The following is a 22,650-nucleotide window of genomic DNA, read 5'->3' as shown; positions in this document are numbered from 1 at the left end:
CTGTTCCGAATACCCTCAAGTACTAAGCCTTTCGGACGACGTGCATTCCGGTTGCTATTCCATTTTGCTCGATTTTCAGGCGTCTTGGACGCTAGACCTGCGAATATGGAACAGGTTTCAGATCCATCTGAAATTCTTGGGCAAAAAGCACCCAAACCGGATCCTATTGCACTACCTTGATGTCAGTCACAGCCGCGGAAAGTGGGCGCCAGCCCCGGAGGATCTCGGCTTCATGGTACGACTGGGATTCTTTAATTGCTGCTCGGACCGGTTCTTTGTGGGCTGCATCAAGCATGCCAAAGTAAATGTTCCGTGAGTATTCGCGGCCAATCGAAAGCGTGGGATTCAATATGATCGTCATGTTCCTGCAGACAACGGCGGCATTGTTCACCGACCTGCTGGGTAACGTCTGGTCCGGTTCGCTCATGCCGGGAATCGACGGGGTCACCGGATCGTTGGTTTCGGCAATCGACCTCAGTTGACAGCACCTGCAAGTTCTTCTTCCAATGTTATTCATGACAGGAGCGAATGATGGATCTGGGATCGATTGCGGATGTTCTCGAGGGCGAGGCCGGGGGGTTGATCAAAAACATTCTCGGGATGGCTTTGTTTACCCCGTTTATCGCCTCGGTTGACTTCGGGTGGTTACCGAACGTCGACTGAGAAGTGAATTGCTTTACCCAGTGAACGAAATCAATCTCGAGGAGTGTGAAATACGGTGGACACAGCTAGTTTGATAGGTGCGCTCGCAAGCGTTGACGTCGGATCCCTCGTGGATCCACTGTTCTACTTGGTCAAGGTCGTTGACGGAATCTTCGTGTCGATCACCGGAAGCCTCAACATGGGCGGTGCGCTCGGTGAAGCTGCGGCGGGCAGCGTCCAATCGGTCCTCGGCTCCGTAGCCGGCCTGTAAAAGGAGAAGGAGAAAAGATGTTCGATCTCTTCCTGGACTACCTGTCCAAGATCGTCGATTTCGGATCGGTCGATCTCGTGGGCACGTTTGTGAAGTATTTCAACGCGCTGTCGTCTTCCCCCACGCCATAGAAGAACGGAATCGGTCATGCTGCAAACTTATATAACCGGAATGATCACGTGGGTATCGAACATGCTTGGTCTCACTTCCACTGGAAGCAAGATCATCAAGGATCCTCCACAAAAGCCGTGATCACTCCAGCGACTGCATCATATTGTTCGGTTGTCGAGGACAGCATCGTAGCGGAGCAGTCAGGCGAACCTGCACTTGCTTGAAACTATGGTCCCCGTAGCCCTGTGGCTTCGGGGACCATTGGTTTTGCAATCACCGGATTTACTGTCACTTTTACGCTCAGGCGAATGTGCGGGCAACCAGTCGCGATACAAGGAGTTCAATGGGCGCGTCCAACACGTCAGGCGCAAGGATGGCGCAGCTGAACCCACGCGATGCCGAATTCATCTATCACGAGGGCGCTGGTCACCTGAACCATCTGATCGCTGTGTACTTCTTCGAAACATCGTTGCACCCAAGCGCGGAATTCACGGCAGAACAGGCAGTGGCCTGGGTGACCGCACGCCTCGGATGTGATCGCATGTTCACTCAACGAGTCCAACGGACTCCGTTGGGACTCGACCATCCCTACTGGGTGACAGACCCTGACTTCGACGTGCGAAAGCACGTGTATGTCAACAAGATCAATGAAACAGGATGGGCAGCACTGCAAAAGCCGTTGAGCGCGTTGTTGACCACGAAGATGGACCTGCGCCGTCCGCCGTGGGAACTGCACTTCTTCGTAGGTTTGGAGGGACTTGAAGAATTGCCGGGCCGACTGACGGCGGTGGTGCTCAAGTCCCACCACAGTGCAGCTGACGGTATCGCCATCAGGACGTTGGGCGAAACTATCTTTTCGGGCAAGGTGCAGCAGGCTGGGTCCGAACCGCCTGTGCCGTTTGTGCGAGCGAGGATATTCACCAAGTCGCTACTGGGTTTTCCCGGCCGAATATATCGCTTCGCAAGGCAGGTACCAGGCAACCGACGCGCTCAGAGAGATGCTGACGCTGCGAAGAGGGCAGGAGAATGGGTGGAGAGCCTCAACGAGAGGCCTGCAGTTCGATTCAACGGCAAGGTGAGTGGAGTGGCCTCTCTGGAACCGATGACAATGTCCGGGGAGCAGGTCCGTGCGATCAAGGATTCGGTGCCCGGTGCCACTGTCAACGACGTTCTGCTCGCCGTCGTCGGAGGTGCTCTGACGCGCTACCTCACGGAAAAGGACGAACGGCCACGAGATTCCTTGATCGCGATGGTTCCTCGCTCGGTACGCAAGGTCGAAGCGTGGGAGTCGGCGAATCAGTTGGTGGCTCTGCTGGTGGATATGCACACCCAGGTCAAGTCCCCGTTGGAGAGGTTGGCGCTCATTTCGAGTTCGGCACGGTCGGAGAAGGCGCGCACGTCCCATCCCGCGGTCAGGCGTGCCGGGGCCGCAGTCGAGACCACGCCGGCGCCGTTGATGAGATTGATGGCGTATGCGCGCAAGCAGAACGATCACAGCCTCGATCGACCGCGTTACCAGCACACCATGGTGAGTAACATTCCTCTCTCGGTCGAAGGGTTGACGCTTGCCGGCGCCCCGGGCGCGGCTGTGCTTGCAGTGCAAGCGCCTATCGACGGGGACGGGCTACGGCATTTCATGGTCGCCGCAGCAGGTGGGGGACTGACCCTCAACGTCATCGCGGATACCGCGACCATGCCCGATCTCCACCATTACATCGAACTACTGCGAGCAAGTTTCGATGATTTGGCGGCGGCAGCCGCGATGCAGACTGCGGATTCACCTGACCAAGAGGTTGCCTCCTGATCGATCGGAATCGCAGGCACCTTTTCCGATTGCTGGATTTGGTGATACCCAACGATTCCGAGCAGAACCCAGAGGATCTGCATGTCAGCTCGCTACAATTCGGACATTCGTTCAGCGTCGGAATTGAGGGGCATGCATGATCTTTCGGAACTCGTTGCCAGCCGCGGTATCTCAGATGGGACCGCGAGACGCGGAGTTCGTCTACAACGAGTCCGGCGGACATCTGAGCCACATGGTCTGCGCCTACTTCTTCGACACTACGGGCCATCCGCTCGCAGAGATGACGCACGACGACGCGGTTCGGTGGATCACCGAAAGATTCGGGTACTGGCCACTGTTCACGAGTCGCCTCCAGCGAGTTCCGCTGGATCTGGACTATCCCTATTGGGTCCCGGCCGATTTCGACGTCGATGATCACGTGCACGTCCATCGTGCCCCAGTTGCCGGGTGGGCGCCGGTTCGTGAATTGCTCGGGCGCTCGCTCGGGGAGCCGATGGACCTGTCCCGGCCGCCCTGGGAGTTGCACGTCATGACCGGAGTGCACGGGATCGACGAGCTGCCGGGCAATCTGACGCTGATCATGCTCAAGACCCACCACGGAGCCGGTGACGGTCTGGCGATCCGCGATCTGACCAACCTTCTGTTCTCCGGTCCGCCGAAGCCGGAGACGAAGCGTGCCGGTTCGGGGCTTTCGTCGCTGGATTTGATCGGGCGGACGGTCGTCGGTTTGCCCGGCCAGGCGATCCGCTTCGGCCGGGGTCTGTCCGTGACAAAGGTTGCGGCCGAGACGGTTCGGGAGGCGGAAGAGGCCGGAGAGCTACCTACGTACTCGGCCGACCGCCTACCGACCCGATTCAACGGCGTGCTGGGCGGAGACATCACGATCGATTTCCTGACGCTGGACGGCGCAGACATCAAAGCGATCCGAGCGGCCGTTCCGGACGTGACGGTCAATGACATCTTCCTGACCGTCGTCGCCGGTGCTCTCGACGCATACCTGTCGGAGAAGGGCGAGAAATCGGCCAGTGGGTTGGCGGCGATGGTTCCCCGATCGATGCGGAAGATAGCCGAATGGGAGTCGGCCAACCAACTGGCGCTGTTGACGGTCGATCTGCACACAGACGTCGAAGATCCGGTCGAGCGGCTGACACGAATCAGGGATTCGGCGCTGATGGCAAAGGGGCGGAGTTTGCACCCAGCCGTCCGTCGTTACGGCACACGCATCGAAACCTCGCCTGCGGCTCTGCTCAGACTCACCGGTCTCTCGCGTCGGCTCAACAAGCTGGACCCTTCGCACAATGTCATTCAGAACACGACGATCAGCAATGTCCCGGTATCGGTCGACGGGAATGTCTTCGAAGGTGCGCCGGCGGTGGCAGTTCTCGGCGGGCAGGCGCCGGTCGACGGAGATATTCTGCGCCACTTCCTCATTGCCGCGCGTGGAGGTTCTCTGACGCTCAATGTCATCGTCTCGCGAGAGACGATGCCGGATATCGAGCACTACGTCGAACTATTGAGGGTTGGGTTCACGGCGCTTCTGCAGGCAGTTTCCGACCAAAATCGTGAGTTCGTCGAACGATAATCTCTCGACACCCTCAGCTTTACGCCGCCCGTCGTCCCCGAGTTTTCTGAACATCTTGGTTGGGCAGCGTCAGTGGCCTGGCCGTCAAGGGTCTCGAGGCCCTCGCTGCGCTCAGCGGTGGAGAGTTGAAGGCCGCCAAGTAGATTGTCGATTTCGGGGCCTGCTCGTGTTGGCGCGTAGGCCCCGAAATACCTTTTGTCGGCGCGTAATTCTCGCCATGTCAATTGCCGGAACTCTCAACCTAACGGCATGAGCATCCAGGCCGCGAGATATACCAAAGCCGCGGTTCCACCCGTGCAAATAGCGGCGATAACGGCGAGTAGACGGACAAGATTTACGTCGGCGCCGAAGTAATCTGCAATTCCGCCGCACACTCCGGCGAACATTTTCTTGTCGTTGGAACGGGTGAAGGGGCGAGGTGTGTTGCTTTCGAATGTCATGCATCAATTCTGAAGCGAGATGGCGCCGCGCACCATCGGGGACGACCCCCATCTGCACCCTGATCTTTTGAGGCCGCCGTGTCATACCCCGGTAGTTCATCCCAGCTTCACCGAACAGTTGCTGCGGGAGACTAACTTGTCGGCGGTGACCGATTTAGCAGAACGCCGACCGTTCCTCAGCGCCTTCGCGGATCTCTCGACCGCCGTCGATCTGGCCGACACCGCCGCCTTCACCGTCGACGACAATGACGACGACGATCCGGTGCTGCTGACGTCGCCGGACGGTTTCGAGGTCGACACCTGGCGGGAGGGCTACCCGTACGACGCACGGATGCCTCGGGACGAGTACGAAATGTCCAAGCGTCTGCTGCAGATCGAACTCCTCAAGCTGCAGAACTGGTCGAAGGAAACCGGCGCACGGCACGCCATAGTGTTCGAAGGACGCGACGCCGCCGGCAAGGGCGGAACGATCAAACGATTCATGGAGCACCTCAATCCTCGCGGCGCACGGGTCGTCGCATTGGAGAAGCCGTCGGCTCGCGAGTCGACGCAGTGGTACTTCCAGCGCTATGTGCAGCACCTTCCCGCAGCCGGGGAACTGGTGATGTTCGATCGGTCTTGGTACAACCGGGCCGGGGTCGAGCGGGTCATGGGCTTCTGCACCGACGAGGAGCACGAGCGTTTTCTGCGCCAGGTGCCGTTGTTCGAGCAGATGCTCGTCGACGACGGCATCAGCTTGATCAAGTTCTGGTTCTCGGTTTCACCGCTGGAGCAGCGCACGCGGTTCGCGATCAGACAGGTCGATCCCGTTCGGCAGTGGAAGCTTTCGCCGATGGACATCGCTTCTCTGGACAAGTGGGATGCGTACACAGCGGCGAAGGAAGAGATGATTCGGTTCACCGATACCGACACCGCTCCGTGGACCGTCATCAAGAGCAATGACAAGAAACGCGCGCGGATAAACGCGATGCGTCACGTGCTCAGTCAGTTCGATTACGACAACAAGGATTACGAGATCGTGGGTACTCCGGATCCGCTGATCGTGGGAAGCCTCGAATAGTCGGCGCGTGGGCTCTGCCCATCCGCGGCGTGGGTGGTTAGTGTGAGTTGAATGGAGACCGTACCGATCCAACTCCCCGACGGCACCGTGACCCCGATCCGTCTGTTTCCCGGACCGAACGACGACGCACCCGTGGTGGTGATGTTGCCCGGGCTCGGAGTTCCCGCCGGGTTCTACGATCCGGTGGCGCAGGCCCTGGTCGAAGCCGGCTTCAATGCGGCCATCGGTGAACTGCGTGGCCAAGGTGACAGCAAACCGCGCCCGAGCGCGTCGAGTGTTTTCGGATATCAGGAACTGGTCTCGATCGATTGTCCGGCGACGTTCGAGGTGGTGCGTGAGCGGTTTCCGGCCAGCACACCATTTCTGATGGGGCACAGCATGGGCGGCCAGATCGGGGTCATGTACGCGTCCAGGATTCGGGGCCGGCTCGGCGGACTGATCCTGGTTGCCTCCGGATCGCCGTATCACCGCGGATTCCCCGGAATCCGTGCGCCCGGACTCTATCTGGGCTCGTCCGCGATGTCGGTGACAGCCAACATCGCCGGCTTCTGGCCGGGAGACCGGGTCAACGTCGGCGGCTTCGGTCGACAGTCGAAAGTACTGATCGCCGATTGGGCCCGGTTCGCCAGGACCGGTCGCATGGAACCCGTCGGTGCGGATATCGACTACGAGGAGCGGATCGCTCGCCTGACCTTGCCGGTTCTGTCGATCACGATCGAAGGGGACGATCTCGCTCCACGCCGGTCGGCAAAGAACCTGGTGGACAAGCTCTCCGGGGCCCAAGTGACGATGACGCACATCGACGAACCACTCGGTCACAACGGTTGGATACGCAATCCCACCGCTGTGAGCGAGCGCGTCGTCGCGTGGTTGCGCGACCGCTGAAAGATCAGCCGAGTTTCTGCCAGAGGAACTCGTAGGTCAGCGCAGTCTTGAAGGCCAGCTGAGCATTGTCCGCGGCGCCGCCGTGGCCACCCTCGATGTTCTCGAAATACAGCACCGGCTTGCCCAGCTCTTCCAGCCGTGCGGCCATCTTGCGGGCATGCGCGGGGTGGACGCGGTCGTCGCGGGTGGACGTCGCGATCAGGATCGGTGGGTACGACGCGGCGGCGTCGATGTTCTGATACGGCGAGTACTCCGAGATGAATGCCCACTCCTCCGGGACATCGGGGTCACCGTATTCGGCCATCCACGAAGCGCCGGCCAGCAGGAGATGGAATCGCCGCATGTCCAACAGCGGAACCTGGCAGACGATGGCGCCGAAGAGCTCGGGGTACTTGGTCAGCATGATGCCCATCAGCAGGCCGCCGTTGCTTCCGCCCTGAGCTGCCAGAAGATCCGGGGTCGTGATTCCGCGATCGACGAGGTCCCTCGCGACGGCAGCAAAGTCTTCGTGCACCTTGTGGCGCCCGGCCTTGAGAACCTGTGTGTGCCAACCGGGTCCGTACTCGCCGCCACCACGAATGTTCGCAACCACGTAGGTGCCGCCCTGCGTCAGCCAGGCACGGCCCAGAGAACCGCTGTACGACGGCGTCAGCGAGATCTCGAATCCGCCGTACCCGTAGAGCAGGGTGGGGCCGGGCTCGTTACGCGGACTGCGCACCACGAAGTACGGAACTTGGGTGCCGTCGGCAGAGGTGGCGAAGAACTGCTCTGTGGTGATGCCCTCGGCATCGAAGAACGAGGGAGCCTGCTTGAGGGCAGTGGGTTCGGTTTCGCCGATCACGCCGTGCAAAAGAGTTGCAGGGGAGGTGTATCCACTCGAGTTGACGAAGTATTCATTGCTGACATCGGGGTCGGTGTCGAGAATTTCGATACTGGTCAGTTCTGGAAGCCCTTCGAAAGGTCGATCCTCCCAGCCGTTTTCGCCCGGTGTCAGGATGCGCAGCGTGGTGCGGACGTCGGTGAGTACCACGAGAATCAGATGATCGCGTGTCCAGGTGTAGTGCTCGAGTGAGGAATGTGCGTCGGGTTCGAAGATCGATGTCAGTGCTCGTGAGCCGGCAAGGAAATCGTCGTAACGGATGGCAAGCAGTGCGCCGGTCGGATATTCGGTGTCCTCGACGGCCCACACGGACTTGGTGCGGATCAACAACCACTCGTGGTGAATCGAGATCCCGGCGTCCTCGGGGACGTCCACGAGCACCAGCTCACCGTCGGGGCGAACTTCGAAATGCTGAGAGTTGTAGAAATCGACCGAGCGAGTGACGAAGTCTCGTTCGAACCCGGGCGTCGGATCGTGCGAAGCCGAGATGGCCACGTCCGTGGCCTGGCCCTCGTAGACGGTCTCGGCACTGGAGAGGGGAGTGCCGCGCTTCCACCGCTGGGCCAGACGGGGATATCCGGAATCGGTGAGCGACCCTGGTCCGATATCCGTTCCGACGTAGACGGTATCGATGTCGATCCAGTCGATGTCGGTCTTGGCCTCGGGAAGGTAGAAGCCGGGATTCTCGCCCTCGGGAGCGAGGAACTCGCGCTTGTCGATGTCGAACTCGCGAACGACCGCCGCGTCTGCCCCGCCGCGGGAGAGGCTGATCAATGCACGGTTGCGGTGTGGCCGTAGAAGTTGCGTGCCCTTCCAGACCCAGTTCTCGCCCTCGGCCTCGGCCAGGGCGTCGAGGTCGACCAGGACGTCCCATTCCGGGTCGTCGGTGACGTACTGATCGAACGTCGTGCGTCGCCACAATCCGCGAACGTGGGTGCTGTCGCGCCAGAAGTTGTAGAGGAACTCACCTCGACGGCGGACGTAGGGGATTCGCGCGTCGGTATCGAGAATCTCGCGCACGTCGCTCTGCAGTCGATCGAAGCGCTCGTTGTCGGTGAGCTGCTCCTCGGTCACGGCATTGTGCTGACGGACCCAATCGAGTGCAGACTCACCGGTCACGTCTTCGAGCCAGAGGTAGGGGTCGTCGCCGGTGGTGGGCTGCTGATCGGAAGTCATACGTCCATTCTTACTGCTCGCTCCCGACAGCACTCGACCCCGCTCCCGAAACACTGGAGCGGGGTCGAGTGAGAACGAATCGGGTCAGACGCCCAGGGAGTGAGCGAGCATCGGCCAGGAGTTGTGGAGATCGTCTTGCCAGTAGCCCCACGAGTGGGTGCCGGTCGGCTTGAAGTCGAAGGTGGCCGGGATCTTCAGGTCGCTCAGGCGGTAGGCGAGGTTGTGGGTGCAGTAGTTGACCGCTGCCTCGATGATGCCGCCGACGATCGCCTGGTTGGCGAGCGCACCGACCTGACCGTTGATCGCGGGATTGGCGAGAGTGTCGTGTGGGCCGGGGAGTCCGGAGCCGGTGGAGACGTAGAGTTCGGTGCCGCGGAGCTTCTCGGCGTTGAGGACCGGATCGTTGTCCTTCCAGCCCTGACCGTCGAGGGGGCCCCACATGTTGGTGATGTCAGCTCCGCCGCGGGTACCTGTGACAAGTTCGATCGCACTCTGACCGATGGGAGTGCTGGTCTCGGCACATCCGCTGTACGCGCCGACGCCCTTGTAGAGGCCGGGAGCCGCGATGGCGAGGTTGAGGACCGAGGTCGCGGTCATGGAGATCGCGGAGATCGACTGGACCTTGTTGGTATTGAACTCGGCGTCGATGACGGGCGGGAGTTCCTGGGTCAGGAACGTCTGCCACTTCTGGCGACCGAGAACCGGATCGTCGTTCACCCAGTCGGTGTAGTAGCTGAATGCGCCTTCGAGTGGAGTGACGACGTTGACGTTCTTGTCCTGGAAGAAGTTCATGACGTCGGTCTTGCGTTGCCAGGTCGCCGAGTCTTCGCCGCCGCCTGCACCGTTGAGCAGGTAGAGCGTCGGGCGGGGTTCGCTGCCATCTGCTGGGAGGATGACCTCGAGCGGGATGTTGCGATCCATCGCCGGGGAGAAGACCGAGATGGTGACCTTGCGGTCGCCGGTCTTGGTGTTGCTCACGACGTGCGATCCGGACGTGTCACCGCCCGCAGAAGCTGTCGCCGGACTGATCAGCATCGGCAGCACCGTGGCCACTGCGAGAGCTGCGATCACACTGCCACGCTTGAAAATTCGAGCACGCATACGTTCGGATCCTCCACCTGAATGTCTTCGGATCCGGAACGGATCGAAGTGCCTGTGAGCCCTTACTGGAACAGGTTCACTTTTTGTTATGTGTCAGTAAAGCAGAGCGGGCGCAGAAAGTGACGCGATTCGATTGCCTGACAATTGAATTGGCCCCGGAATTAACCCCCGAATTAACCCCCGAATCGGCCCAGACAAGCACTCGACCCCGCTCCATGAAGTGCAGGGAGCGGGGTCGAGTCGGAACGATTTCGGTCAGATGCCCATCGAACGAGCGAGCATCGGCCAGGAGTTGTGGAGATCGTCTTCCCAGTAGCCCCACGAGTGGGTGCCGGTCGGCTTGAAGTCGAAGGTGGCCGGGATCTTGAGATCGTTGAGGCGGTAGGCGAGGTTGTGGGTGCAGTAGTTGACTGCTGCCTCGATGACGCCGCCGACGATCACCTGGTTGGCGAGTGTGCCGACCTGTCCGTTGATCGCCTCGTTGTTCAGGGTGTCGTGCGGGCCGGGGAGTCCGGAGCCGGTGGAGATGAAGAGCTCGGTGCCGCGGAGCTTCTCGGCGTTGACGACGGGGTCGTTGTCGATCCAGCCCTGGCCGTCGAGGGGGCCCCACATGTTGGTCACGTCAGCGTCGCCGCGCATGCCCACAACCAGTTCGATGGAGGACTGGCCGACCGGTGTGCTGGTCTCGGCGCATCCGCTGTATGCACCGACGCCCTTGTAGAGGCCCGGAGCTGCGATGGCGAGGTTGAGGACCGAGGTCGCGGTCATCGAGATCGCGGAGATCGACTGGACGCCGTTGGTGTTGAACTCGGCGTCGATGACGGGCGGGAGTTCCTGGGTCAGGAACGTCTGCCACTTCTGACGGCCGAGGGACGGGTCGTCGTTCACCCAGTCGGTGTAGTAGCTGAATGCACCTTCGAGCGGGGTGACGACGTTGACGTTCTTGTCAGCGAAGAATTCGTTGACGTCGGTCTGACGCTGCCACGTCGCCCTGTCTTCGCCGCCGCCTGCACCGTTGAGCAGGTAGAGCGTCGGGCGGGGTTCGCTGCCGTCTGCTGGGAGGATGACCTCGAGCGGAATGTCGCGTCCCATGGAAGGTGAGTACACCTTGATGGTGGCGATGCGCCCGTTGTCCGTGCGGCTCGAGAGCTTGGAACCCGTTGTGTTTGCCTTGGCAACAGTTGCCGTGGTGGTCGACGGATCTCCGCCTGCGGACGACACTGCAGGGCTGATCAGCATCGGCAGCACGGATACTGCGGCTACAGCGGCGACCAGACGGCCACGCTTGAAAGTGCGAGCACGCATACGTTCAGAAACCTCCACCTAAAATTCCTTCGAATCCGCCCAGGAGTGAACGGTCCTTTGTTGCTGTTCCCGTGCGGGAATTCATGCTGGGTACATGCTCTGTCGATAGGTACAGGGCGTGTGAGTCTTGTAAGTTCTACCGCATCGGTGCGTTATCCGCCAGTGAACCAGAGATTTGCTGAACGTACGACCAGTTTCAGGTGGATTTCCCTGATCATCGACGGGATTAGTGAGTGAACCGGACATATCCACTATGGGAACAACATTGTTGCCTACCTCTGCAGTCGAACGCGTCTGTCGAAGATCTTCTCCGATATCAGCGCCCAGCGGGGAGTTACGTTTCGGTGAACGTCGGTTACTCGCCGCAGACTCGCGCGGACTCGACGGCAATCGCCAAGAGTTTCGCGTGGCAGGCGCGGGTCGAGTTCCCGGAGATAACCCCTGTCTTCACCGTCGACGGCGTCGTCGAGATTCAGGAGTCCGGCGGAATCGCCCTGGCCTTCGACCTGGAGGACTCGAATCCGCTGGAGGGAGACCTGGCCAACGTCTCGTACTTCTACGACCTCGGAGTCCGCTCGATGTTGCCGACGTATAACTACATGAACGCTGCCGGCTGCGGCTGCTTGGACCTGGCGGACACGGGGTTGAGTGGATACGGCCGTGACCTGGTTGCCGAGATGAATCGCGTCGGAATGACGGTCGACGGCTCACATTGTTCGGTACGGACGGGGTTGGACATCTCAGCTATCACCCAGCGAGCAATGATCTACAGCCACTCGAACCTCCGAAGGTTGTGGGAGCATCCGCGCAACATCACCGACGATCAGGCCAGAGCGTGTGCGGAGACCGGCGGCGTCATCGGGATCAACGGCGTGGGCATATTCCTCGGCGTCAACGGACCGGATGACGACCAGGCTCGGCTGTCCGCGATGGCCGACCACATCGAAGAGGCTGTGGGACTCGTCGGCATCGATCACGTCGGGATCGGCTCCGACTTCTCCTTCGACGCCGACGACTTCCGCGAAGAGATCGAGCAGAACCCGTCGTCGTTCTCCGAGGCGTACACCGCGTGGGGGCCACTGCAGTGGACTCCTCCGGAGGACGTGCTGACACTTGATCAGGTATTGCGTGACCGGGGCTTCGACGAGCCGTCGATCGAGGCCGTGTACGGCGGAAATTTCGCCCGAGTTGCCCGAGAAGTGTGGGCTACCGACGGGTAATGCGACCATCTGGGGACAGCGAAACGATGCAGGACTACCCTGGTGAATCGTGACCTCACACTATGACGTCGTTGTCCTCGGAGCCGGCCCCGGTGGGTACGTCGCTGCTATCCGCGCGGCACAACTGGGCCTGAGCACCGCCATCATCGAGCAGAAGTACTGGGGCGGTGTATGCCTGAATGTCGGCTGCATTCCGTCCAAGGCGCTTCTCCGTAACGCCGAACTCGCGCACATCTTCACGAAAGAAGCGAAGACGTTCGGCATGTCCGGAGACGTGTCCTTCGATTTCGGCTCCGCTTTCGATCGCAGCCGCAAGGTCGCGGACGGGCGAGTCAAGGGCATTCACTTCTTGATGAAGAAGAACAAGATCCCGGAGTACGACGGCAAGGGCACGTTCGTCGACGCCAACACCATCAGCGTGGAGCTGAGCAAGGGTGGCACCGAGACGATCACGTTCGACAACGCGATCATCGCGACGGGTTCGTACACCAAGCTGCTGCCCGGCACCTCGCTGAGCGAGAACGTCGTGACCTACGAAGAGCAGATCCTCACCCGTGACCTTCCGGGTTCGATCCTGATCGTCGGTGCCGGCGCGATCGGCATGGAGTTCGGTTACGTCCTCAAGAACTACGGCGTCGACGTCACGATCGTCGAGTTCCTCGATCGGGCACTGCCCAACGAGGACGCCGACGTCTCGAAGGAAATCGCCAAGCAGTACAAGAAGCTCGGCGTCACCATCAAGACCGGTGCCGCTGTGCAGTCCATCAGCGACGACGGCAGCAAGGTCACCGTCTCGATCAAGGACAACAAGTCCGGCGAGATCGAGACCGTGGTCGTCGACAAGGTTCTGCAGTCCGTCGGCTTCGCACCGCGCGTGGAGGGCTTCGGTCTCGAGAACACCGGTGTCGCGTTGACCGATCGCGGCGCCATCGCGATCGACGACTACATGCGCACCAACGTCCCGCACATCTTCGCCATCGGTGACGTCACCGCCAAGCTGCAGCTCGCGCACGTCGCAGAAGCTCAGGCTGTCGTCGCTGCCGAGACCATCGGCGGCGCGGAGACGCAGACACTCGGTGACTACCGGATGATGCCGCGTGCGACGTTCTGCCAGCCGCAGGTCGCCTCGTTCGGTTTGACCGAGGAGCAGGCCAAAGCCGAGGGCTACGACGTCAAGGTCGCGAACTTCCCGTTCGCTGCCAACGGCAAGGCACACGGTCTCGGTGACCCGACCGGTTTCGTCAAGCTGATCGCCGACAAGAAGTACGGCGAACTGCTCGGCGGGCACCTCATCGGACCGGACGTTTCGGAACTGCTGCCCGAGCTGACCTTGGCCCAGAAGTGGGACCTCACGGTCAACGAGTTGGCACGCAACGTCCACACCCACCCCACACTCAGTGAGGCACTGCAGGAAGCGATCCACGGCCTCGCAGGCCACATGATCAACTTCTGACGGCAGGGCCTTCGGCCCCGTGCGCCTTTTCGGTAGTTCGCACTACCGGAAAGGCACACGGGGTTTTTCGTCTTTTGTGTCGAGTTGTGTTGCGAAACCGCCATCTGAGGCCTTCGAGTCGGGGTGTAGGCGCGCAACGCATTAGCGTCCCGAGTCGACCATCCGGCTTTCGAAGGACCACTCATGAAAACTCGTTCCGTACTGCTCGCGGCTTGCGTCGCGCTGACGCTCTCCGCCTGTGGAACCTCAGGTGACTCCGGATCGGACACCGAAGCTTCGGGTGCCGCCGAGGCGGGGTCGTTCCCCGTGACCGTCGACCACGCCTACGGTTCGACGACGATCGACGCGGAGCCTATGCGCATCGTGACCATCGGATGGAGTGGGCAGGATGCGGTGATCGCGCTGAACAAGGTTCCGGTCGCCATGGAGAGCTTCTCCGGCGACGGCATCGAGAACAACATCCTGCCCTGGGACGCTTCGCGTCTGAACGGTGCCAAGCCCGTTCTCATGACGACCAATCCCGATATCCCGTTCGAGCAGATCCTCGGCCTCGATCCCGACGTGATCCTCGCCGTCTACTCCGGCATCGACGAGGGCGAGTACAAGCGTCTCAGTGACATCGCGCCGACCGTCGCGTTCCCCGACCAGCCGTGGGATACGGCGTGGGACAAGCAGATGAGCATGATCGGTGCAGCGCTCGGACAGCCGGAGCAGGCTCAGACGCTGATCGACGAGACCGGGGCGTACTTCGAGAAGCAAGCCGCTGATCACCCACAGTTCCAGGGCAAAACCGCAACGTATGCAATGCGCACCGACGAGGGCCTGATCGTCTTCTGCGGCACCGACCCGCGGATCCGTCTTCTCGGCCAGCTCGGGGTGAAGACCTCGCCCGGTGTCGACGCAGTGTGCACTTCCGGCGACAGTTCGGTGTCCGTGGGCATGGAATCCATCGACACACTCGACGCCGACGTCTTCATTCTCGTCGACGCCGACGGCACCAACCTGGACAAGCTGATGTCCTTCGGTCCGTTCGCGAACATGACCTCGGTGTCGAACGGCCGTCTGGTTCGTCTGGTCGGAATGGACTACGCGATGGCTACGTCCGCTCCGACGGTGCTGAGCGTTCCCTACGCATTCGACGAGTTCATCGCTCAGCTTTCGGACAAGTTGAGCTGATTCCGAGCGTCGTACGACGCTTGTGACGCAACGATTTTCGGAACCTGCGACTCGAGTAGTTCGATCAGGGCCGTGATCTTTGCGGCGACGTCGGCGCCGAGTTCGGTCAGGCTGTATTCCACTTTGGGCGGGATGGTTTCGAGTACCTCACGGTGCACGAGGCCATCCCGCTCGAGTGTTTGCAGGGTCTGCGAGAGCATGCGCTCGCTGACTCCGTCGACGCGTCGGCGCAGGGCACTGAACCGGTACGGGCCCTCGTTCAATGCCGCAAGCGCGAGTGCGCCCCAGCGTCCGGTTGCATTCTGCAATGCCGCCCGAGAGTTGCACCCGCGAGCGAAGACGTCAGCCTCGAGCGTTGGGTCCACGACGTCGGCATTCGGATCAGGAGTCTGGGCAGCACGTGAAGGTGAGTCGGTGCTGGTCATGAACCCAGGCTACTACTGCACGATCCCATAGCGCTAACTCGACGTGTTGCACTTACGAAAAATAAGTGCATGATGGTTGCAGAACGCATTTACGCTTCAACCTGGATCGGGAGTTCGCATGAGCATTGCAGTCACCGGCGCAACCGGAAACCTCGGACAACTGGTAGTCGAGTCGTTGATCGAGCGGGGAACCGCCGCGTCCGACATCGTCGCAGTCGTCCGCAATCCACAGAAGGCGGAAAGCCTCGCCGCCCGCGGAGTAGTTGTACGTCAAGCGGACTATGCGGATGCCTCGGCGTTGGAAACCGCATTGGCGGGCGTCGACAAGCTGGTGCTGATCTCGGGAAGTGAAGTGGGGTCACGGCTCGCGCAACACACCAACATCATCGACGCGGCGAAGGCTGCCGGCGTCGGATTCATCGCCTACACGAGCATCTTGAATGCTCAGGACACGCCGATGAAGCTTGCTGCCGAGCACAAGGCGACCGAGGACGTGCTCACTCGGAGCGGTATTCCGTTCGCGCTGTTGCGCAACGGTTGGTACTGGGAGAACTTCACCAACGACCTGGCCGGTGTGATCGAACGCGGCGCACTGGTCGGTGCGGGAGCGGAAGGCAAGATCGCGGCTGCGGCGCGTGCGGATTACGCCGACGCCGCAGCAGTAGTCGCGACCACCGATGGTCATGAAGGTGCAGTGTACGAGTTGGGCGGTGACGAGAGGCTCACCTACGCCGAATTGGCCGAGAAGATCAGCGAGTTTGCCGGCAAGCCTGTCGCGTACCAGTTCGTGAGCGAGGACGCATACAAGGGGATTCTCGAGAGCGTCGGCCTGCCTGCCCCGGTCGCAGAGATTCTCGCGGATTCCGATGCTGCAATTGCCAAGGGGGCGTTGGACACCGAGTCTGGTGACCTGCAGAAGTTGATCGGCCGCAGCAGCACTCCGGTGGCTGAGGTGTTGAGGAAGGCCTGACCTGCTGTGCGCCTTTATTAACCGCGGGCGGTTAATAAAGGCGCACAGGGGGTTATCCCATGTGGACTGCGCCCTCGGCGGGCAGATCACCCTTCTTGGCGCGGACCAGAACCAGCACTACCGGTGCGATGATCGCCAACAAGATTGCCGCCCAACCGAATGCGGCCGAGTATCCGGACACCTCGGCGCCGAAGAAGTAGTCCGTCATCGAGGCGACGAAGTCCTGCACCGGCTGGGGGAGTAGCGCCAATTGGTCCCCGGTCGGGATGGTCGCATTCGACATGTCGACAGGAATGCCTTCCGGCGGGATCGGCGCCGCGTTGTCGGCGGTGAAGGCCGACTTGGCCGAAGCGTAGATCGTGGTGAACAGTGCGGTTCCGAGTGCGCCGCCGATCTGCAGGGTGGCGTTGACCAGGGCACTGGCAGCGCCGGCGTCGTGGTCGGGGACACCGATCAGTGCGAGGTTCTGCATCGGCACCATCAGCAGTCCGAGTCCGAAGCCGAAGATCGCGAGGCCGGGGAACACGTGCGTCCAGTAGGAGCTGTGTACCTCGATCTGGGTCAGCATGAGCAGTCCTACTGCGGCCACCAGCGGGCCGGCGACCATGAGCGGCTTGGGGCCGATCTTGGTGGACAACTGCGCTGCGATGGTCGACGCCAAGACGATGAAGAATGCCATCGGCAGCGATCCGACGCCGGCCATGACCGGGCTGAATCCGAGCACGATCTGCAGGTAGAACGTCAGGTACAACGTGCCGCCGAGCAGGGCGGCGCCCACCAGCATGGAGCCGATCAGAGCAGCGCCGCGATCACGATGCCACGGAACGCTCAGCGGTAGAAGCGGATTCTTGCTGCGGCTCTCGACGACCACGAAGATCGCGAGGAAGACCAGACCCAGTGCGATGAACAGCAAAGTGTCCGCCTGACCCCAGCCGTGCTCGGCGCGTGTGAATCCGTAGACCAGTGAGCCGAGCCCCAGGGCGATGAGGACAGCGCCGGGAAGGTCGTAGCTCGTGTCGCCGTGCGCTTTGGTTTCCTTGACGATCGGGACGGCTGCAGCGATGGCGATCAGCGCGATCGGGATGTTGACGAGCAGGCACCAGCGCCAGTCGACGTACTGCGTCAGCACTCCACCGAGGAGCAGGCCGATGGCAGCGCCACCGCCGGAGATCGCGCCGTAGACGGCAAAAGCCTTGGCGCGCTCCTTCTCTCCGATGAAGGTGGTGGTGAGCATCGACAGCGCAGCGGGCGCGAGCAATGCTGCGAAGACGCCCTGGCCGGCGCGGGCGATGAACAGTTCGATACCGCTCTGCGCGATGCCGCCGATGCCGGAGGCAACCGCGAAGCCCGCCATGCCGACGATGAAGGATCGCTTTCGGCCCCAGTAGTCTGCGATACGTCCGCCGAGGAGCAGCAGCGCACCGAACGCCAAGGCGTACGACGTGACCACCCACGCGCGGTCAAGGTCGCTGATGCCCAGTTCCTCCTGGGCTGCCGGTAGGGCGATGGAGACGATGGTGCCGTCGAGCACCACCATGAGTTGAGCGAACGCGACGATGCAGAGCACCAGCCAGCGACGTTGATGATTCGGATTCTCGGAGACAGCCGGGATCGGTGGCAGAGTGCCGCCGTCGACGTGGGACGTGGTGGTCATTGGAAAAAGGTATTCCAGCCTTCTCGGGTGAGTCAAACGAAATAGTTCGTTCGGTTACCATCATCACTATGGCTCCCACTGACGTGACCGCGACGAAACAGCGAATCCTCGACGCTGCGCAAGAAGAATTCGGTACCTACGGGCTTGCCGGTGCGCGCATCGATCGGATTGCGAAGAACGGAAACGCCAGTAAGGAGCGCCTCTACGCCTATTTCGGTGACAAGGTCGCGTTGTTCCACGCGGTGCTCGACGTCGACTTCGAGCAGGCGATGGAGTCTGTCGAGTTCACCGGTGAAGACATGCCCGCGCATGCCGTCGAACTGTTCGACGCAATGCTCGCCAAACCACAGATTCAACGGATGATGATCTGGGGTCAATTGCAGGGTGAGGCACCACGGATGAAGAAGCTGGCCGAGGAACATTCCAGCTGGGTTCCGCGAATGGCCACGATCCGCAAGGCTCAAGAAGACGGCCTCATCTCGAAGCACTGGGATCCCCAGGACCTGATCACGATGCTGTTCGGCCTCGTGTTCGGTTGGGTAGTGGCCCCCGGTGTGGCCGACAACCAGAACGTCGACGCCGACGAGATCGCGCGCCGCCGTGAAGTGGTGCGCGAGGCCGTCACTCGAATCTGCAAGCCGTGACTGTCAGCGAGAGAGGTACGCGGCCCAACCGCCGTAGTCGGTGATGTCAGCTGCGCCGTTTACGGCGTCATGAGTGCAGCTGAAACCGACTGTCGTTCTGCCGTCGGATAACTCGACGCTCGTGAGCGCCATCGGTGCAGGCAAGGCGGCGAGGAACGTTCCCAGGCCAGCCGGTGAGATCCGGAAGATCTCGCCGACGACCGGTGCCCCGAGGCCGGGTCCACGGCGGACCAGGCCGGGCTTCGGGGGCGTCGTGTCGAGAGCGAAGAGCCGGTAGGCATCCGAGGTCGTGACGGTTTCGACGTACCGCGCGCCGAGGTCGACCAACTGTGTGTTGAGCGGTTGCCCGCGCAGGTGAGCGCCGAATACTGCGAGGTCGATTCCGGTATTGACGAGGGCGGGTGAAGGCACACCACCGAGTCGCGCAGCGAGGTCGATGGCGATCTGGTCGTCGAAAGCGGGTACGACGAACATGACGCCGAACGGGTGATCTTCGGCAGTGCGGTGTCCGGGCGCCGCGACGGCCGCCATGTCGAGCAGGTTGCAGAAGTTGGTGAAAGTTCCCATCCGGCGGTTGATTCCGAACGCATCCTCGGTCACGGCGGCGATCGTCGGATGTTCGGTGGTGGTGGGAAGCAGTAGGGCGTCGAACCCGGCGAGGAGTGCCCGGGCAGCTGCCTTGGCGCGGGTGAGAGCGTCGAGATCGTCGACTAGCTGGTATCCGGTGGGGTGCTTCGCGCCGAGCACGATGTCGGACACCGCGGGATCTGCTCCGGCAGGACGAGTTTCGAGGAACTCGCCGGCAGCGGCGTACCGCTGCGCCACCACGGCGCCGTCGTAGAGCAATCGGGCCGCGTCGAGCAGTCCGGAGATGTCGACGGTCTCGGTCTCGGCGCCGCCTGCTACCAGAGCTGTCACAGTGTCCTGAAATGCTGCCAGATACGACGGGCTCAGTTGAGCGAGATCCTCGATTCGGGGGACGGCGACGCGGGGATTCGGCGCCGCCGCGAGACGAACGTCGGAAGGCCAGACGCGGCTGCGGGGATCTCGAGGTTCGTGGCCGACCATGATTGCCGCTGCCGCGGTTGCCGATTCGAGGTCGCCGGCGAACACCGTCAGAGCGTCGTAGTCGATGCAGGCGGGCACTACTCCGTGGACGGGAATGACGCCGAGCGAGAGCTTGAGTCCGTAGATCCCGTGAAATGCCGCCGGTACCCGGCCGGAACCGGCAGTGTCGGTGCCGATTCCGATATCCGCAATTCCCAGTGCCACGGCGACGGCGGATCCGGAGCTACTACCGCCCGAGATCAACTTCTCGTCCCAGGCGCAGCGAACGGCTCCGTACGGACTACGCGTTCCGACCAGTCCGGTGGCGAACTGGTCCAGATTGGTCTTCCCCAGAACAACAGCTCCGTGCTCGATCAACCGCGCAACGGCACTGGCAGTTTCATCCGGCGCATAAGCGAATTCGGGGCACGCCGCTGTGGTCGGCAGACCGGCGACGTCGACGTTGTCCTTGACGGCGACCAGACGCCCAGCCAGAGGAAGATGCTCGCCCGCGGCGATTCTGGCTTCGGCCGAGGCGGCATCGGCAAGCACATCTTCCTTGCGGCGCAACGTGATCCAGACTTCGGGGCGATCTACTTCCTCGATCCGCTGGAATGCCTGCTCGACCCGGGCTGTCGGGGTGAAAACTTCTGCTGCGATGGTCATGGTGTGTACTGCTCCGATCAGTCCGTGATGTTGGCGAGTGAGAGCGCGGTGATCGCGCGGGTCACCCGGTCGAGGACGACGTCGAGAGACTCGCCGATGTGCTGGTGCAAAAGCGTGCGGGCCTCGGGCAGATTGCCGGCACGTAGTTCTTCGAGGATTCGAATGTGCTCCGCGATCGAGGTGTCGATGCGGCCGTTGACCATGAAGTCGTACATCCGAACGTGCCGGATACGGGAATTCACCGACAGCAGCGACGCGACCAGTTCATTGTTTCCCGACGCCCTCAGTACGGCGACGTGGAATTCCTCGTCCAGTTCGACGAACCCCGGTTCCTGAGCGGGCGGATCGAGAGCCAGGGCACGCCACCGCACCAATTCGTCGTCGAGGATTGTTCGGTCGTGCCGGATCGTCGGATCTGCGATCGCCCGGGTAATTCCTTGTAGTTCCAGAGTGATTCGGAGCTCGTACAGGTCTCGGATCCGCGGGATGCTCGGGCGCACGGCGGAGAACCCGTATTCTTCCCGGCGCAGGAGTCCATCGGCGCACAGCATCGTCAACGCTTCCCGTACTGGTGTGCGAGAAATGCCGAAACGCGTGGAGAGTTTCGGTTCCGTCAGGCGCTGATCGAACCCGATGGTCCCGTTGACCAGTTCGGTGCGTAGTTCCCGGTAGACCACCTCACGCAGTGGCTCCGGCGCCGTATTCATCCCTGTCGACATACCTGTATACGCTATTGATCAGGTGTTTCGTCCAGATGTCTTCGGGTAAGAGCTGAGTTACGGTCGCCGCGGAACTTCAGGAGAAGTCGCGCTGAACTCGCAAGGTTCCGATCGTGGTGGCCAGGCCGTCGTACTGAGTGACCAGCAAGGTGAATTCGATCAACCGACGATCGTCGAGATGCTGCGAGAGCGTTCCCCACGTGTTGTCGGTGATGTCCTTGGTGGTGACCAACTCGTCGACCGCAGTCAAGATCGCACGGTGACGCGGACTCAACTCGGAAGCGCCAGGGCCCTCGATGATTCGGGCCAGTTCTTCTGCGTCGATTCCGGCTTTGCGGCCGAGCCTGATGTGGTGATCCATCTCGTAACCGCAGTCCCGCAGGTGCGCGACCCGCAGGATGATCAGTTCGGTGTCGTGGCGAGAGATCTTGCCGCCGGGCATGAGTGAGCCGGAGTAGTGCAGCCAACCGCGGAAGAGTCCACCCGTGCGCCCCAAGGTGCTGAACAGATGCGCATCGGGTGCTCCGGCAGCCTTCGACAGGACACGCCAGATTCCCCAGTTGATCGGACCGAGATCTTTGAATCGGCCGGGCGGGATGCGGGGGTTCATGCGACTCCACGGATGTGAGAGGGACGGAGGTCGATAGCTCGTTGCGCGATGTGGCGAACCGCAGCGCTGCGGCGGGGCGCGTGTACGCGTGACTTCCGGCCGACGATACCGCGCTCGAACGCGTCGACGGCGTCAGCGACGGTCGTGGTGCCGGCGCTGGCGAGGGTTCCGCGAGCGCCGTCGAAAGAGAGTGCGGTGGTATCGGTGTCGATGTCTCCGATATACGCGACGCCCACCTTGGTACCAAGGTGTTTCATTTCCAGGCGCAACGCGTCGCCCAACGCTTCGACACCGGCGCGCGAAGCACCGAACGGTCCGCGGAACGGGTGCTTCGCCGCGCCGTGGGCCGAGGCGACCACCAGGGCGTAACCATCTTCGTGACTGATGTGGGGACCCGCTGCGCGCAGGGTGTAGTACGTGCCCATGAGGTTGACTTCGACTGCGCGACGCATGTCTTCGACGTCTCCGTCGAGGATCGACGAGTTCGCCTCGACGCCGGCATTGGCCACGACGACGTCGATGCCTCCCAACTTCTCAGCGATGTAGTCGACGCCGCGAGATACCTGCTCGGGGTCGGCGACATCGCACAACTGCCAGGGTGCGCGGCCGCAGGAAGTGGCGACTTGCTCGAGAAGTTCCGGCTCGAGGCCGAGCAGTCCCACGGACGCACCACGGTCGTACAGGCGTCTGGCCAGCGAAGAACCGATATTGCGGGCAGCGCCGGTGATCAGGATGCGCCGACCCGTCAGATCGTCGGCACTGCTCTTGCCCGATTCGGCCTTGCCCGCCTCGCTCTTACCCATGTGCTG

At 61.7% G+C, this 22,650-nt stretch carries 21 protein-coding genes; 11 read left to right on the top strand and 10 right to left on the bottom strand.

Features of this window, described 5'->3' with window-relative positions; translation table 11 throughout:
• Positions 1-338 precede the first annotated feature (338 nt).
• From H351_RS32130 to H351_RS24365, 4 genes are all read left to right on the top strand, one after another.
• A complete protein-coding gene (locus H351_RS32130) occupies positions 339-482 on the top strand; it encodes a hypothetical protein (RefSeq protein ID WP_153212751.1) in 144 nt (47 codons plus the stop codon).
• A 236-nt stretch (positions 483-718) separates the two neighbouring features.
• Positions 719-913 (top strand): hypothetical protein, encoded by a 195-nt coding sequence (locus tag H351_RS24375; protein WP_031331808.1) that lies wholly within the window; start codon positions 719-721, stop codon positions 911-913.
• Between the two features lie 454 nt (positions 914-1,367).
• Positions 1,368-2,828, top strand: a complete 1,461-nt coding sequence (locus H351_RS24370; RefSeq protein ID WP_029254798.1) for a wax ester/triacylglycerol synthase domain-containing protein — start codon at positions 1,368-1,370, stop codon at positions 2,826-2,828.
• Positions 2,829-2,964: 136 nt separating this feature from the next.
• Positions 2,965-4,410, top strand: a complete 1,446-nt coding sequence (locus tag H351_RS24365; RefSeq protein ID WP_029254799.1) for a wax ester/triacylglycerol synthase domain-containing protein — start codon at positions 2,965-2,967, stop codon at positions 4,408-4,410.
• A 236-nt stretch (positions 4,411-4,646) separates the two neighbouring features.
• On the opposite strand, the gene H351_RS24360 is transcribed toward H351_RS24365, so the two are convergent.
• Positions 4,647-4,850 carry a PspC domain-containing protein gene (locus tag H351_RS24360; RefSeq protein ID WP_003941534.1) on the bottom strand — a complete coding sequence of 68 codons (204 nt, stop codon included), beginning with the start codon at positions 4,848-4,850 and terminating at the stop codon, positions 4,647-4,649.
• A 145-nt stretch (positions 4,851-4,995) separates the two neighbouring features.
• Between H351_RS24360 and ppk2 the strand changes: the two genes are divergently transcribed.
• Both ppk2 and H351_RS24350 read left to right on the top strand, forming a co-directional pair.
• On the top strand, positions 4,996-5,910 hold the full coding sequence (gene ppk2 / locus H351_RS24355) for a polyphosphate kinase 2 (protein WP_024487730.1): 915 nt from the start codon (positions 4,996-4,998) through the stop codon (positions 5,908-5,910).
• 51 nt (positions 5,911-5,961) lie between these two features.
• Positions 5,962-6,795, top strand: coding sequence for an alpha/beta hydrolase family protein (locus H351_RS24350; protein ID WP_029254800.1), 834 nt, complete (start codon positions 5,962-5,964; stop codon positions 6,793-6,795).
• Positions 6,796-6,799: 4 nt separating this feature from the next.
• Here H351_RS24350 and H351_RS24345 read toward each other — a convergent pair whose 3' ends face one another.
• From H351_RS24345 to H351_RS24335, 3 genes are all read right to left on the bottom strand, one after another.
• Positions 6,800-8,851 carry a prolyl oligopeptidase family serine peptidase gene (locus H351_RS24345; protein ID WP_029254801.1) on the bottom strand — a complete coding sequence of 684 codons (2,052 nt, stop codon included), beginning with the start codon at positions 8,849-8,851 and terminating at the stop codon, positions 6,800-6,802.
• 84 nt (positions 8,852-8,935) lie between these two features.
• On the bottom strand, positions 8,936-9,952 hold the full coding sequence (locus tag H351_RS24340) for an alpha/beta hydrolase (protein WP_059016369.1): 1,017 nt from the start codon (positions 9,950-9,952) through the stop codon (positions 8,936-8,938).
• Positions 9,953-10,207: 255 nt separating this feature from the next.
• Positions 10,208-11,257, bottom strand: a complete 1,050-nt coding sequence (locus H351_RS24335; RefSeq protein ID WP_021343370.1) for an alpha/beta hydrolase — start codon at positions 11,255-11,257, stop codon at positions 10,208-10,210.
• Positions 11,258-11,490: 233 nt separating this feature from the next.
• Between H351_RS24335 and H351_RS24330 the strand changes: the two genes are divergently transcribed.
• From H351_RS24330 to H351_RS24320, 3 genes are all read left to right on the top strand, one after another.
• A complete protein-coding gene (locus H351_RS24330) occupies positions 11,491-12,477 on the top strand; it encodes a dipeptidase (protein ID WP_029254802.1) in 987 nt (328 codons plus the stop codon).
• A 49-nt stretch (positions 12,478-12,526) separates the two neighbouring features.
• The gene (lpdA, locus tag H351_RS24325) at positions 12,527-13,930 is read left to right on the top strand and encodes a dihydrolipoyl dehydrogenase (RefSeq protein WP_003941477.1); all 1,404 of its coding nucleotides are present in this window, start codon (positions 12,527-12,529) and stop codon (positions 13,928-13,930) included.
• Positions 13,931-14,113: 183 nt separating this feature from the next.
• On the top strand, positions 14,114-15,106 hold the full coding sequence (locus tag H351_RS24320) for an iron-siderophore ABC transporter substrate-binding protein (RefSeq protein ID WP_029254803.1): 993 nt from the start codon (positions 14,114-14,116) through the stop codon (positions 15,104-15,106).
• On the opposite strand, the gene H351_RS24315 is transcribed toward H351_RS24320, so the two are convergent.
• Positions 15,082-15,531, bottom strand: coding sequence for a winged helix-turn-helix transcriptional regulator (locus H351_RS24315; protein ID WP_007735410.1), 450 nt, complete (start codon positions 15,529-15,531; stop codon positions 15,082-15,084). The genes H351_RS24320 and H351_RS24315 overlap by 25 nt on opposite strands.
• Positions 15,532-15,649: 118 nt before the next feature.
• Here H351_RS24315 and H351_RS24310 point away from each other — a divergent pair, with 118 nt between their 5' ends.
• On the top strand, positions 15,650-16,501 hold the full coding sequence (locus tag H351_RS24310; protein WP_029254805.1) for an SDR family oxidoreductase: 852 nt from the start codon (positions 15,650-15,652) through the stop codon (positions 16,499-16,501).
• A gap of 52 nt (positions 16,502-16,553) precedes the next feature.
• On the opposite strand, the gene H351_RS24305 is transcribed toward H351_RS24310, so the two are convergent.
• Positions 16,554-18,155, bottom strand: coding sequence for an MFS transporter (locus tag H351_RS24305; protein ID WP_003941517.1), 1,602 nt, complete (start codon positions 18,153-18,155; stop codon positions 16,554-16,556).
• A gap of 68 nt (positions 18,156-18,223) precedes the next feature.
• On the opposite strand from H351_RS24305, the gene H351_RS24300 reads away from it, so the two are divergent.
• On the top strand, positions 18,224-18,799 hold the full coding sequence (locus H351_RS24300) for a TetR family transcriptional regulator (protein ID WP_019744460.1): 576 nt from the start codon (positions 18,224-18,226) through the stop codon (positions 18,797-18,799).
• Positions 18,800-18,802: 3 nt separating this feature from the next.
• Here H351_RS24300 and atzF read toward each other — a convergent pair whose 3' ends face one another.
• The 4 genes from atzF to H351_RS24280 all read right to left on the bottom strand — a co-directional run bounded on the left by atzF (position 18,803) and on the right by H351_RS24280 (position 22,644).
• Positions 18,803-20,512, bottom strand: a complete 1,710-nt coding sequence (gene atzF / locus H351_RS24295; RefSeq protein ID WP_029254806.1) for an allophanate hydrolase — start codon at positions 20,510-20,512, stop codon at positions 18,803-18,805.
• A 17-nt stretch (positions 20,513-20,529) separates the two neighbouring features.
• Positions 20,530-21,231, bottom strand: coding sequence for a GntR family transcriptional regulator (locus tag H351_RS24290; RefSeq protein WP_019744458.1), 702 nt, complete (start codon positions 21,229-21,231; stop codon positions 20,530-20,532).
• A 76-nt stretch (positions 21,232-21,307) separates the two neighbouring features.
• Positions 21,308-21,841 carry a carboxymuconolactone decarboxylase family protein gene (locus H351_RS24285; RefSeq protein WP_019744457.1) on the bottom strand — a complete coding sequence of 178 codons (534 nt, stop codon included), beginning with the start codon at positions 21,839-21,841 and terminating at the stop codon, positions 21,308-21,310.
• On the bottom strand, positions 21,838-22,644 hold the full coding sequence (locus H351_RS24280) for an SDR family NAD(P)-dependent oxidoreductase (RefSeq protein WP_029254807.1): 807 nt from the start codon (positions 22,642-22,644) through the stop codon (positions 21,838-21,840). The genes H351_RS24285 and H351_RS24280 overlap by 4 nt, the downstream gene beginning before the upstream one ends.
• Positions 22,645-22,650 lie beyond the last annotated feature (6 nt).

Origin of the sequence: Rhodococcus erythropolis R138, from assembly GCF_000696675.2 — a bacterium.
Classification (GTDB): Bacteria; Actinomycetota; Actinomycetes; order Mycobacteriales; family Mycobacteriaceae; genus Rhodococcus_F; species Rhodococcus_F erythropolis.
The sequence above is the reverse complement of the archived record's forward strand: the minus strand, read 5'-3'. Positions and strand labels throughout refer to the sequence as shown.